Here is a 12,950-nt window from a genome sequence, read left to right on the forward strand (position 1 = left end):
GCATGACCTCCAAGGAAGCACCCAGCGAGTTGATTCGCGCCCAGGACATCAGCGTTATCGACCGCTGGGCATTGCCCAGTTTCGACCCCTATGTCGAGGATGCTGCAACTGATCCAACGAACGCGGCCGGTGCAGCCGAGGACGCCTCTGGCCAGGGGCTATCGGGCGAATCCGAAGACGTGGCCCTGGAAGATGTCAAGCCGTTGACGCTGGATGAGCTGGAGGCGATTCGCCAGGATGCTTACAACGAAGGCTTCGCTGCGGGTGAGAAGGACGGTTATCACGGCGGTCAGCTGAAAGCCAAGCAGGAAGCCGATACTGCGCTGGCCAGCAAAATGCTTGCCGTCGAGAAGTTGATGCAGCAGTTGTTCGAGCCGATTGCCGAGCAGGATCAACAGCTTGAGGTGGCGCTGGTCAATCTGGTCAGCCACATGGCCCGCGAGGTGATCCAGCGCGAACTGAGCATCGATTCCAGCCAGATCCGTCACGTTCTGCGCGAGGCCCTCAAGTTGTTGCCGATGGGCGCCAGCAATGTACGTATCCATCTCAACCCGCAGGACTTCGAGATGGTCAAAGCCCTGCGTGAGCGGCACGAGGAAACCTGGCGGATTGTCGAAGACGAAGCTCTGCTGCCCGGCGGTTGCCGGGTCGAGACCGAGCACAGTCGCATTGATGCGAGCATCGAAACCCGCCTCAGTCAGGCGCTGCAGCAATTGTTCGAGCAGCAGCGCGAGCAGGCCACAAGCCCCATTTCTGCGGACATTCAGCTCGATCTTGATGCCGTCGAGGACTCCGTGCATGCGTCTTGAACGCACCAGTTTCGCCAAGCGGCTGGCCGGCTACAGCGATGTGGTGCAGCTGCCTAGCCAGCCTGTGGTCGAGGGGCGTTTGCAGCGTATGGTCGGCCTGACCATGGAAGCCGAAGGCCTGCGCGCCGCTCTTGGCAGCCGCTGCCTGGTGATCAACGATGACAGTTACCACCCGGTGCAGGTCGAGGCCGAGGTGATGGGTTTCTCCAACGGCAAGAGCTACCTGATGCCGGTCGGCAGTCTGGCCGGTATCGCACCAGGGGCACGGGTGGTGCCGCTCCCCGACAGCGGGCGCCTGCCGATGGGCAAGTCAATGCTGGGCCGGGTGCTCGACGGCACCGGTCGTGCGTTGGACGGCAAGGGCGGGATGAAGGCCGAAGATTGGGTGCCCATGGATGGGCCGACGATCAACCCGCTGAAGCGCCACCCCATCAGCCAGCCACTGGATGTCGGCATCCGCAGTATCAATGGGTTGCTCACGGTCGGGCGCGGCCAGCGCATAGGCTTGTTCGCCGGCACCGGCGTGGGCAAGAGCGTGCTGTTGGGCATGATGACGCGTTTTACCGAGGCCGACATCATCGTGGTCGGTTTGATCGGCGAGCGTGGCCGCGAGGTCAAGGAGTTCATCGACGAAATTCTCGGTACTGAGGGTATCAAGCGTTCTGTGGTGGTCGCCTCGCCTGCAGACGATGCACCATTGATGCGTTTGCGCGCGGCGATGTATTGCACGCGTATCGCCGAATACTTTCGCGACAAGGGCAAGAATGTCTTGTTGTTGATGGACTCGCTGACGCGCTTCGCTCAGGCCCAGCGCGAGATTGCCCTGGCCATTGGCGAGCCGCCGGCGACCAAGGGCTATCCGCCATCAGTGTTTGCCAAGTTGCCGAGGCTGGTCGAGCGCGCTGGTAATGCCGAAGAGGGCGGCGGTTCGATCACGGCGTTCTACACGGTCTTGAGTGAAGGTGACGATCAGCAGGACCCGATTGCCGATGCTGCGCGCGGCGTGCTCGATGGCCACATCGTGCTGTCGCGGCGGCTGGCGGAAGAGGGGCATTACCCGGCTATCGACATCGAAGCCTCGATCAGTCGGGTCATGCCGCAAGTGGTGACCAGCGAGCATCAGCGCAGCGCGCAGCGCTTCAAGCAGTTGTGGGCGCGCTATCAGCAGAGCCGTGACCTGATCAGCGTTGGCGCCTATGTACCCGGTGGCGATGCCGATACCGACCTAGCTATTGCCCGGCAGCCGGCGATGGTCAGCTATCTGCGTCAGGGCTTGGGTGAAAGCGAGAGCCTGGAACGCAGCAGTGCGCTGCTGGCGGCGTCCTTCAATCCCAATATTGCGCTGGGACGCTAAGTGTCGAGCAGCCGCGCGGCGCGCCTGGCGCCGGTTATCGTTATGGCCGAGCGTGCCGAGCGCGAAGCTGTCATGCAACTCGGGCACTGTCAGGGGTTACTGAATCAGGCCCAGGTCAAGCTGGGCGAGTTGGAGCAATACCGCGGCGATTATCAGCAGCAGTGGATTACTGAGGGCGAGCGCGGGGTATCCGGGCAATGGCTGATGAACTACCAGCGATTTCTTTCCCAGTTGGAAACCGCCATCGGCCAGCAGCGCCAGACGGTGGCCTGGCACGGCAATAATCTGGATAAGGTGCGCGAGGTCTGGCAGCAGCGCTACGCTCGCCTGGAAGGCCTGCGCAAGCTGGTCAAGCGTTATCAGGAAGAAGCACGCTTGAGTGCGGATAAACGTGAGCAAAAACTCCTCGATGAACTGTCGCAACGCATACGCCGAGATGATTCGGCCTGATTGCTTGTTGCCGCAGGCGCTGGCGAGTGCTACATCTTGAATATAAGGATCGTGCGCTCAGGCGCGATCAGCCGGGATAAGAACCGTGCTGCGGCGCCTGGGGCGTGATCGACTGTTCTACTGGATTTAAGGAGTTATGCATGGCCATTACCTCGCTGCCCTCGCCTGATGGGCAAGAGTTGACCATTGTGATTCAGGGACGTTTCGATTTCGGCGCGCACCAGGAATTTCGTGATGCTTACGAACGTGTCGATTTCAGTCCCAAGCGCTATGTGGTGGATCTCAAAGGCACGACCTATCTGGACAGCTCCGCGCTGGGTATGTTGCTGTTATTGCGTGATCATGCAGGCAGTGATCGCGCGCAAATTAGTTTGCTCAACTGCAATACTGACGTTCGCAAAATCCTCTCCATCTCCAACTTCGAACAGCTGTTCCAGATCTCCTAGTCAGAGTCATTGAACTATGCCCCCGCGTCTTTCAATTCTGATTGCCGAGGACAATGCTGCTGACCGCATGCTGTTGTCGACCATCGTCAGTCGTCAGGGTCATCGCAGCCTGACGGCGAGCAACGGGTTGGAGGCGGTTGCCTTGTTCGAGCAGGAGCGCCCGCAGTTGGTGTTGATGGATGCGCTGATGCCGGTTATGGACGGTTTCGAGGCGGCGCGACGGATCAAGCAGATAGCGGGCGAGGAGCTGGTGCCAATCATCTTCCTGACCTCGCTGACCGAGGGTGAAGCGCTGGTGCGTTGCCTGGAGGCGGGCGGTGACGACTTCCTCCCGAAACCCTACAACCGGGTGATCCTGGAAGCAAAAATCAATGCCATGGATCGTTTGCGACGTCTTCAGGACACTGTGCGGCAGCAGCGCGACCTGATTGCCCAGCACAACGACTATCTGCTCAACGAGCAGCGCGTGGCCAAGGCGGTGTTCGACAAAGTGGCGCATTCCGGCTGCCTTGCTGCCCCGAATATTCGCTACCTGCAATCGCCCTATGCTTTGTTCAACGGCGATCTACTGCTGGCAGCATTCAAGCCGTCCGGTGGCATGCATGTGCTGCTCGGCGACTTTACCGGCCATGGCCTGCCGGCGGCGATTGGCGCCATGCCGTTGGCCGAGGTCTTCTATGGCATGACCGCCAAGGGTTATTCGCTGCCGGAGATCGTGCGCGAGATCAACGCCAAGCTCAAACGCATCCTGCCGCTGGGTGTTTTCTGTTGTGCCACCTTGCTAAATATCAGCTTCCAGCGCCGGGTTGTCGAGGTGTGGAACGGCGGTTTGCCAGATGGTTATCTGCTGCGCGCCAATGGCGGCGAGCGGGTGCGCCTGGTGTCGCGCCATCTGCCGCTGGGGATCTTGGAGCCCGAGGCGTTCAATGACCGCTACGAGGTTTTCCCGCTGGAGGTGGGTGACCGGGTTTTCCTGCTGTCCGATGGCGTGCTGGAGACGTCGAATCAGCAGGGCGAGTTGTTCGGTGAGATGCGTCTGCTGCGGGTGTTTGCTGCCAATCGGCAGCCGGCGCTGCTGTTTGCGCAAGTTCAGCAGGCGTTGCTGAGTTTTCGTGGCGAACAGCAGCAGGACGACGTCAGTCTGGTTGAAGTCAGCATGGTCGAAGAGGGGAGTCTGAGTCCTGGGCCACTGATCTTCACCGGCAGTGGTCAGAACAGCCCGCTGGACTGGTCAGCGACCTTCGAGTTTCGTGGCGAAACCCTGCGCCGCTTCAATCCGCTGCCATTTCTGTTGCAATTGCTGCTCGAGGTCGAGGGCTTGCGTCCCCGGGGTGGCGCGCTTTACAGCGTGCTTGCCGAGCTTTACTCGAATGCCCTTGAACACGGAGTGCTGGGCCTGGATTCGAGCTTGAAGTGCGATGCCGAAGGCTTTGCCGAGTATTACCGGCAGCGCAGCGCAAAACTGGCCGAGTTACGCGAGGGTTATGTGCGTTTCCATCTGCAGTTGGTTCCCGAACCTGGCGGTGGGCGTCTGACTGTGCGGGTCGAAGACAGTGGTGCGGGTTTCGATGGACTGGCGGTCCTGGAGGAAAAAATGCGCCACGACCGTCTGTCTGGTCGTGGCCTGACGCTGGTTCGTCAGTTGAGTGAGCGCTGTACCTGGGCAGACGATGGCCGGGAGGTCAGCGTGGAGTTTTCCTGGTTGGCTGGGGCATAATCGCTCAGCTGATGATCAGGGAGCGAGCCTATGTCAGAGATTCATCTCGATAGTGCGGTACTGACCGCGCTGCAGGATGTCATGGAAGATGAGTATCCGGTGTTGCTGGATACTTACCTGACGGATTCCGAAGAGCGTGTGCGCTTGTTGCGCGAGGCCATGCGCGAAGCTGATGCGCTCAACTTGCGGCTAGCCGCGCACTGCTTCAAAGGCAGCTGCAGCAACATGGGTGCGCCCCTACTTGCCGGCTTGTGCAAGCAACTCGAAGAGGTTGGCCGGCGCGAGCTGTTGGCCGAGGCCCCCGAGCTAATCGAGCAGATTGAGCGTGAATTTGCCATCGTGCGCATTTTGTTCAAGTCCGAACGCCAACGTTATCCAGCCTGAAAACGGCCCGTGAAGGGCAGTTCGCACATTGCTCATTGCCTGCTGTCAGCAACTTGGCCCGGCCTTTGCTAAAGCCATGGTACGCCCCCATTTGAATGGAGAATGCCCATGGCCGTCGCTTCCGATCCGCTCCTCCGGTCGACACCGCAAATAAAGCCGAAGACGTCTGCGGGTAAAGCCCCGGAAAAACCGGCCGAGCCCCGTAAGAACGAGGCTTCCAGTTTTGCTCAGGTGTATGCCAAGGAGCGTCAGGCGAAAGCTGCAGAGCGCAGTGATGCGTCTGCCAAGCACAATCAAGACGCTAAACCAGCATCGCCGGAAGTACAGAATTCGCAAACAGCCGAGGCGGCTACCGCCAGTCCTCAGTCGGAGTTTGCCGATAGCGGCAAGCTTTTGCCGAGTGAGACTGGCGTGGATGATCCTGCCCTCGATCCGTTGCTGGCATTGGGTATGCTCGGCCAGCCGTTGCTCGACGCTGAGACTGCAGACTTGGGTCTCGCTGGCGAACCGCAGCCACTGATGACAGCGGCACTGCCGGGCGCCTGGTCGCCACTGACCCAGTTGCCGGCGGCCGACGCCGATCCCGAACTGGATGGTCTGGACCAGCTGCCTGCCGTGCGCATGGCCCTGGAATTGGGCGCCAAAGCCAAGGCCGCAGCGGCCGAGCAGGGCAGCCCAACCGGCGTTGCGACGCAAGCGGCGCAGGGCGCCGGGCAAAGCTTTGCCAGCGCCATCGCGGCGATGGGTGCTCAACAAGCAGAGCCTGAAGCTGAGCTGCCGGTTCTTGAACTGAGCGCGCAGGGGCTGGAGGCACTCAAGGAAAGCGCCGCCGATACCCGTCCGGAGAATTTCGTCGCCAAGCTCAGCGCGTTGAGTCAGGCAGTTGCTCAGCAGACCGCGCAAGCACCCCGCGCCGGCTTGATGGCTGGCCAGCCGGTGCCCATGCAGCAGGCCGGTTGGAGTGAGGCGGTAGTGGATCGGGTAATGTTGCTCTCCAGTCAGAATCTCAAGTCTGCCGAGATCCAGCTTGATCCGGCCGAACTGGGGCGCCTGGAAGTGCGCATCAGCGTCAACCAGGAGCAAACCCAGGTGACCTTCGCCAGCGCCAATGCCGGGGTCCGTGAAGCCCTGGAAGGGCAGATGCACCGGCTGCGCGAGATGTTCGCCCAGCAAGGCATGAACCTGCTCGATGTGAACGTTTCTGATCAGTCGCTTAATCGCGGCTGGCAGGGGCAGGGGCAGGAGCAGGGCGGCGACGGCCGGGGGCGTGGCGAGACTGAAAATGACCTGTTGGGTGGGGTTGATGAGGCGCTTGCGCCCCTCGGTGTAGAGCTTAATGGCAGCCTGTCCGGCAGTGGGCGCGGCATGGTCGACTATTACGCCTGATGGGCCGAGTAGTCTCGCGTCTCGCTTGAGCAACCGGTCGATGGGTATCGCTATGCTCAAGCCTACGCGCCCCGCCGCTTCCTGCAAAAACGCTGCGGCCATCCATCCGTAGGATGGTGTTGAGCGCAGCGATACCCATGCTGTGGTGTTGAACGAAGCGATACCCATGCTGTGGTATTGAGCGCAGCGATACCCGCCACGACGATCTGCGGCCAATCAATAAAACCCGGCGGCGCAACCGGTCGATGGGCATCGCTGTGCTCAAGTCCCGCGGCCCGCCTCCTGTAAAAGCCTCGCCCTGAGCACCGAACCGATAGCCGCCTGGCCTCGCAATCGGTCCGGCGTGGCGTTTTCGGGTGACAGCAACTGGCCAGACTGGTATACCCGCTGGCCATTGTTGAGATGAAGCGCTATTTCTCATGCGCGCGCGATTGTCCGGCTGTATCGCCTGCCCGGTGCCCGGTCAACTGCGGGCAGTTGCAATCTGGCATAACACTTGCTCTCAACCCTTTGAACACGGATTGAACTCCGATTAGTGACGGATAATTGGCATGGCTAAGAAAGAAGCGGCTCAAGACGGGGCCACCGCAGAGGCCAAACCTGGCGGCAAGTTGAAGCTGATCATCGTGATTGTCGTGGTCGTGCTCCTTGCGGTGGGCGTCTCGGTGGGTGGCACCTTGTACTTCCTTAACAAAGACGCGCCCAAGAGTGGCGCCGAGACCGCGTCTGCAGAGCCCGCAGTGCCCGTTAAGCTACCCGCGATATATGAAGAGCTGGCGCCGGCGTTCGTGGTCAACTTCACCCACAACGGGCGAGCGCGCTACATGCAGGTCAGCGTTGCCTTGCTGGTCCGCGATCAGGCGGCGCTCGATGCACTCAAGGTGCATATGCCGGTGTTGCGCAACCGTCTGGTGATGCTGTTCTCAGGCCAGGATTTCGAGACATTGATCACCCCGGTGGGCAAGGAAATGTTGCGTCAGCAGGCTACGGCCAGCGTGCAGGAATTGGCGCAGCAGGAGACGGGAAAGTTGACCGTCGAGCAAGTGCTGTTCACCAACCTGGTTTTGCAATAAAGGCATGTTCGCCGCGCCAGCGTGAACTGTCGTTCAAGACCCTACAGGGGAGCTCCACATGGCTGTGCAAGACCTGCTTTCCCAGGATGAAATCGATGCGCTGCTGCATGGTGTCGATGACGGGCTGGTCGATGCCGAGGACGATGTCGAACCTGGGACCGTCAAGCAATATGACCTGACCAGCCAGGATCGCATCGTTCGTGGGCGCATGCCGACCCTGGAAATGATCAACGAGCGTTTTGCCCGCTACACCCGCGTCAGTATGTTCAATCTGCTGCGTCGTTCGGCGGACGTGGCGGTGGGCGGCGTGCAGGTGATGAAGTTCGGCGAGTACGTGCATTCGCTGTATGTGCCAACCAGTCTCAATCTGGTGAAGATGAAGCCGCTGCGTGGCACCGGTCTGTTTATTCTGGACGCCAAGCTGGTGTTCAAGCTGGTTGACAATTTTTTCGGTGGTGATGGTCGTCACGCGAAAATCGAGGGGCGTGAATTCACTCCGACCGAACTGCGCGTGGTGCGCATGGTGCTCGATCAGGCCTTTATCGATCTGCGCGAGGCCTGGCATGCGGTGCTGGATATCAACTTCGAGTACGTCAACTCGGAAGTCAATCCGGCCCTTGCCAACATCGTCAGCCCCAGTGAAGTCATTGTGGTGTCGACCTTCCATATTGAACTGGACGGCGGTGGCGGCGACCTGCACATCACCATGCCCTATTCGATGATCGAGCCGATTCGCGAGATGCTCGATGCCGGTTTCCAGTCTGATGTTGATGATCAGGACGAGCGCTGGGTCAAGTCACTGCGCGAAGACATTATGGATGTCAGTGTGCCGCTCAGCGCTACCGTGGCCAAGCGTCAGTTAAAGCTGCGCGATATCCTCCATATGCAGCCGGGTGATGTGATTCCGGTGGATATTCCTGAGAACGTAATCCTGTGTGCCAGCGGTGTACCGGCCTTCAAGGTCAAGCTTGGCGCGCACAAAGGTAATCTGGCGTTGCAAGTGCTAGAACCCATCGACCGCCAGCGCTGACAGACTGAGCAGCGCAGTGCTCGCCCAACCCGCTACAAGCCCGCCGAGGACAGATAATGGCAGACGATAACGAACAGACCTCCCCCGAGGAGCAGGCGCTGGCCGATGAGTGGGCCGCCGCTCTTTCCGAGTCCGGCGACGACGCCAATCAGGATGATATCGATGCCATGCTCGCCGGCGCCGGCGCTGGCACGGCTGCGCCAAGTGCGCCGCGCGCCCCCATGGAAGAGTTCGGTAGCGTGCCCAGGGGCAATCTGCCAGTCAATCTGGAAGGGCCGAACCTCGATGTGATCCTCGATATTCCGGTATCGATCTCCATGGAAGTCGGCAACACCGATATCACCATCCGTAACCTGCTGCAGCTCAACCAGGGCTCGGTGATCGAACTCGACCGTCTGGCCGGCGAGCCGCTGGATGTATTGGTCAACGGTACCCTGATTGCCCACGGCGAAGTGGTGGTGGTCAACGAGAAGTTCGGCATCCGCCTGACCGACGTAATCAGCCCCAGCGAGCGGATCAAGAAACTGCGTTAACCGGCTATTTTTAACGCGCTTTTGGCCATGTAGTAGTTTTTCAACGGCCTGTTTACGTGCCGATAGAGTCCGACCATGCACAGATTGTTCGGCGTCACCTTGCTCCTGCCGCTCACTGCTTTGGCCGCTGAACCGGCTGCGCAAGCGGTCGCGCCTATTGCCAGCAGCGGCATCGCCGGGCAACTGGTGCAGTTGCTGCTTGGCTTGTTATTGGTTATTGGCCTGATTTTCGTGCTTGCCTGGCTGATGCGTCGCGTGCAGCAGTTTGGTCCGCGGGGCGGCCAACAGGTGATCAAGATAGTCGCCAGCCAGGCGCTCAGTCCGCGTGATCGCCTGGTGCTGGTTGAAGTGGGTGGCGAGCAGATTCTCCTGGGGCTGACGCCGGGACGCATCGCACCCCTGCATGTGCTGAAGGAGGCGGTGCATTTGCCTGATGGTGAACCTGCCTCTAGCGAGTTCGCCCAGCGCCTGATGGGGTTACTGGCCAAGGACTCGCAGAGGGACAAGTCTTGATGAATCCATTGCGTCTGGCGCTGGTTGTACTGGTCACCCTGCTCGGGCCCATGGTCTTCGCTGGGCAGGTGTTTGCTGCCGACAGCCCGTTGTCGATCCCGGCGATCACCCTGAGTACGGACACCGAAGGCCAGCAGGAGTACTCGGTTAGCCTGCAGATCCTGTTGATCATGACGGCGATGAGCTTCATTCCAGCCTTCGTTATGTTGATGACCAGCTTCACCCGCATCATCATCGTGTTCTCCATCCTGCGTCAGGCGCTGGGCTTGCAACAGACGCCGTCCAACCAGATTCTGGTCGGTCTGGCGCTGTTTCTTACCCTGTTCATCATGGCACCAGTGTTCGAGAAAATTAATGTGGATGCCTTGCAGCCGTATCTCAATGAGCAATTGTCTGCCCAGGAGGCGATTGCGAAGGCCGAGGTGCCGCTGAAGAACTTTATGCTGGCGCAGACCCGCGAGAGTGATCTTGAGTTGTTCGTGCGCTTGTCCAAGCGTACCGACATCGCCAGCCCGGAAGACGCACCGCTGGTTATCCTGGTGCCGGCGTTCGTCACCTCCGAGCTGAAAACCGCGTTCCAGATCGGTTTCATGATCTTCATCCCGTTCCTGGTGATCGATCTGGTGGTGGCCAGTATTCTCATGGCCATGGGCATGATGATGCTCTCGCCGCTGATCATTTCTCTGCCGTTCAAGATCATGCTGTTCGTCCTGATCGATGGTTGGGCGCTGATCATGGGCACCCTTGCCGCCAGCTTCGGAGGAACCTGAGCATGACGCCCGAGGTAGCCGTCGACCTGTTTCGCGAGGCGTTGTGGCTGACTGCAGTCATAGTTGCGGTCACGGTCGTGCCCAGCCTGCTGGTCGGCTTGATGGTCGCCATGTTCCAGGCTGCCACCCAGATCAACGAGCAGACCCTGAGCTTTCTGCCGCGCTTGCTGGTGATTCTGGTCACCCTGATCGTTCTCGGGCCCTGGTTGGCTCAGCAGATGATGGAGTACACGCAGAATTTGATCATGAACATTCCCATGTTGATTGGCTGAACGGCCATGCATAAATCGACTGTGCGCTCTTCTTGGTCGCGGTACTGGGCTTTGCCATGCTGGAGTTGACTGAGGCGCAGATCGGTGGCTGGGTGGGTTCTTTCCTGCTGCCGCTGTTTCGTATCGCGGCGCTGTTGATGGTGATGCCGATCATTGGCACGCAGTTGGTGCCGATGCGGGTGCGTTTGTACTTGTCACTGGCGATTTGTGTGGTGCTGATGCCCAACCTGCCGCCGATGCCGCAGGTCGATGCGCTGAGCCTGTCGACGTTTATTCTGATCGCCCAAGAGGTGCTGATCGGGGTGATGCTGGGGTTTACCCTGCAGCTGTTCTTCCATGCGTTCGTTATCGCCGGGCAGATCGTGGCGACGCAGATGGGCCTGGGTTTTGCCTCCATGGTCGACCCGGCCAACGGTATCTCGGTGGCGGTGATCGGGCAGTTTCTGCTGATGCTGGTGACCTTGCTGTTTCTCGCCATGAACGGCCATCTGGTGGTCTTCGAGGTGCTGGCCGAGAGCTTCGTGACCCTGCCGGTCGGCGGTGGTTTTCTGGTCGAGCACTATTGGCACCTGGCCAATAAGCTGGGCTGGGTGATAGGCGCGGCGCTGATTCTGGTGCTGCCGGCGATCACCGCGTTGCTGGTGGTCAACCTGGCCTTCGGGGTGATGACTCGTGCTGCGCCGCAGCTGAATATTTTCTCCATCGGTTTTCCGCTTACGCTGGTTATAGGCTTGGTGATTCTCTGGATTGGCATGGCCGATATCCTCGCGCAGTACCAGGACTTGGCCAGTGAAGCCCTGCAACTGTTGCGTGAAATGGCGCGGGCGAGCTAAGCCATGGCCGAATCGGAAAGTGGTGCCGATAAAAGCGAGGAACCCACGGAGAAACGCATTCGCGAGTCCCGTGAGAAAGGTCAGATTGCCCGCTCTCGTGAGCTTAATACCCTGGCGATCATGCTGGCCGGCGCGGGTGGCCTGCTGGCCATTGGCGGCAGCTTGGGCAGCGACTTGATGTCGATCATGAGCGGCAATTTCTCCCTGTCGCGCGAGGTGATCATGGATGAGCGCTCCATGATGATCTGGCTGCTGGCCTCCGGAAAAGTCGCGGTGGATGCCGTGGCGCCACTATTTCTGGCATTGCTGATAGCTTCGATTGTCGGCCCGATTTCATTGGGTGGCTGGCTGTTCTCGGCCAAGGCGATGGCGCCCAAAATGAGCCGGATGGATCCGCTTGCAGGCCTCAAACGGATGTTTTCGGCCAAGGCGCTGGTCGAGCTATTCAAGGCGCTGGCCAAATTCACCCTGATACTTGCCGTGGCGCTGGCCGTGCTGTCGGCCAATGTCGACGATTTGCTGGCGATGGCCCATGAGCCGCTGGAGATGGCCATCCTGCATGCCGCCCAGGTGGTTGGCTGGAGCGCCCTGTGGATGGCTTGCGGGCTGGTGCTGATTGCGGCGGTGGATGTGCCGTTCCAGCTCTGGGACAACAAGCAAAAGATGATGATGACCAAGCAAGAGGTGCGCGACGAGTACAAGGACAGCGAGGGCAAACCCGAGGTCAAGCAGCGCATCCGTCAGTTGCAGCGCGAGATGGCTGAGCGCCGGATGATGCAGGCCGTGCCGCAGGCGGATGTGGTGATCACCAACCCGACCCATTTCGCGGTCGCCTTGAAATACGACCCGGCCAAAGGCAATGCGCCGGTGTTGCTGGCTAAGGGCAGCGATTTTACTGCGTTAAAGATTCGCGAGATCGCCCAGGAGCACAACGTCATGCTGCTGGAGTCGCCGGCGCTGGCGCGAGCAGTGTTCTATTCCACCGAGCTGGATCAGGAGATTCCCGCTGGCCTGTATTTGGCGGTCGCCCAGGTGCTGGCCTACGTCTACCAGATTCGCCAGTACCAGGCCGGCAAGGGCAAGCGCCCGGTGCCGCTGCCAGACCTGCCGATCCCGCCGGATTTGCGTCGCGACGACTAGGGTGGCGTCAGCAGGCCCGACGCCGCGATGGGTTACGCCGCGCCCAAACAGCGGTATTGGCTGAAATCGGCTCAGCGGCTAACCCATCCTACGGGGGCCGGAACAGTTCGTAGGATGGTGTTGAGCGTAGCGATACCCATCGAGCGATTGATGTCTGCCGACTACTCTCCCGCCTAGCGAGTAGGTCGGGTTAGCGGCGCTGGCCGCCGGATTACTGGTAGCCACGCCCTTCGAGCGCCG

15 protein-coding genes are annotated in these 12,950 nt (G+C 60.2%); all 15 read left to right on the forward strand.

The window, feature by feature from the left end:
- Positions 1–2: 2 nt before the first annotated feature.
- On the forward strand, positions 3–809 hold the full coding sequence (gene fliH, locus Q8K09_RS07585) for a flagellar assembly protein FliH (RefSeq protein ID WP_305254355.1): 807 nt from the start codon (positions 3–5) through the stop codon (positions 807–809).
- Positions 799–2,163 (forward strand): flagellar protein export ATPase FliI, encoded by a 1,365-nt coding sequence (gene fliI / locus Q8K09_RS07590; RefSeq protein WP_305254357.1) that lies wholly within the window; start codon positions 799–801, stop codon positions 2,161–2,163. The genes fliH and fliI overlap by 11 nt, the downstream gene beginning before the upstream one ends.
- Positions 2,164–2,613 carry a flagellar export protein FliJ gene (fliJ, locus tag Q8K09_RS07595; protein ID WP_305254358.1) on the forward strand — a complete coding sequence of 150 codons (450 nt, stop codon included), beginning with the start codon at positions 2,164–2,166 and terminating at the stop codon, positions 2,611–2,613. It abuts the gene before it with no gap.
- A gap of 140 nt (positions 2,614–2,753) precedes the next feature.
- Entirely contained in the window at positions 2,754–3,059 is a 306-nt protein-coding gene (locus Q8K09_RS07600; RefSeq protein WP_305254359.1) for an STAS domain-containing protein, read from the forward strand.
- A gap of 16 nt (positions 3,060–3,075) precedes the next feature.
- The gene (locus Q8K09_RS07605) at positions 3,076–4,776 is read left to right on the forward strand and encodes a fused response regulator/phosphatase (RefSeq protein ID WP_305254360.1); all 1,701 of its coding nucleotides are present in this window, start codon (positions 3,076–3,078) and stop codon (positions 4,774–4,776) included.
- 30 nt (positions 4,777–4,806) lie between these two features.
- On the forward strand, positions 4,807–5,160 hold the full coding sequence (locus tag Q8K09_RS07610; protein WP_305254361.1) for an Hpt domain-containing protein: 354 nt from the start codon (positions 4,807–4,809) through the stop codon (positions 5,158–5,160).
- Positions 5,161–5,268: 108 nt separating this feature from the next.
- Complete coding sequence (locus Q8K09_RS07615; RefSeq protein WP_305254362.1) at positions 5,269–6,546, forward strand: flagellar hook-length control protein FliK; 1,278 nt, start codon at positions 5,269–5,271, stop codon at positions 6,544–6,546.
- A gap of 551 nt (positions 6,547–7,097) precedes the next feature.
- The gene (gene fliL / locus Q8K09_RS07620) at positions 7,098–7,619 is read left to right on the forward strand and encodes a flagellar basal body-associated protein FliL (RefSeq protein ID WP_305254363.1); all 522 of its coding nucleotides are present in this window, start codon (positions 7,098–7,100) and stop codon (positions 7,617–7,619) included.
- A gap of 58 nt (positions 7,620–7,677) precedes the next feature.
- Positions 7,678–8,649: a flagellar motor switch protein FliM gene (gene fliM, locus Q8K09_RS07625; RefSeq protein WP_305254364.1), complete on the forward strand. Its 972-nt coding sequence runs from the start codon at positions 7,678–7,680 to the stop codon at positions 8,647–8,649.
- A gap of 56 nt (positions 8,650–8,705) precedes the next feature.
- Positions 8,706–9,182, forward strand: coding sequence for a flagellar motor switch protein FliN (gene fliN / locus Q8K09_RS07630; RefSeq protein ID WP_305254365.1), 477 nt, complete (start codon positions 8,706–8,708; stop codon positions 9,180–9,182).
- Positions 9,183–9,257: 75 nt separating this feature from the next.
- Positions 9,258–9,695: a flagellar biosynthetic protein FliO gene (gene fliO, locus Q8K09_RS07635; protein WP_305254366.1), complete on the forward strand. Its 438-nt coding sequence runs from the start codon at positions 9,258–9,260 to the stop codon at positions 9,693–9,695.
- Positions 9,696–9,745: 50 nt separating this feature from the next.
- On the forward strand, positions 9,746–10,465 hold the full coding sequence (gene fliP, locus Q8K09_RS07640) for a flagellar type III secretion system pore protein FliP (protein WP_305254405.1): 720 nt from the start codon (positions 9,746–9,748) through the stop codon (positions 10,463–10,465).
- 2 nt (positions 10,466–10,467) lie between these two features.
- Positions 10,468–10,737 carry a flagellar biosynthesis protein FliQ gene (fliQ, locus tag Q8K09_RS07645; protein ID WP_305254367.1) on the forward strand — a complete coding sequence of 90 codons (270 nt, stop codon included), beginning with the start codon at positions 10,468–10,470 and terminating at the stop codon, positions 10,735–10,737.
- Between the two features lie 56 nt (positions 10,738–10,793).
- On the forward strand, positions 10,794–11,570 hold the full coding sequence (fliR, locus tag Q8K09_RS07650; protein ID WP_305254368.1) for a flagellar biosynthetic protein FliR: 777 nt from the start codon (positions 10,794–10,796) through the stop codon (positions 11,568–11,570).
- Between the two features lie 3 nt (positions 11,571–11,573).
- Positions 11,574–12,710, forward strand: coding sequence for a flagellar biosynthesis protein FlhB (flhB, locus tag Q8K09_RS07655; RefSeq protein ID WP_305254369.1), 1,137 nt, complete (start codon positions 11,574–11,576; stop codon positions 12,708–12,710).
- Positions 12,711–12,950: the final 240 nt, after the last annotated feature.

It is taken from the genome of Pseudomonas sp., assembly GCF_030683065.1.
Taxonomy (GTDB): Bacteria; Pseudomonadota; Gammaproteobacteria; order Pseudomonadales; family Pseudomonadaceae; genus Aquipseudomonas.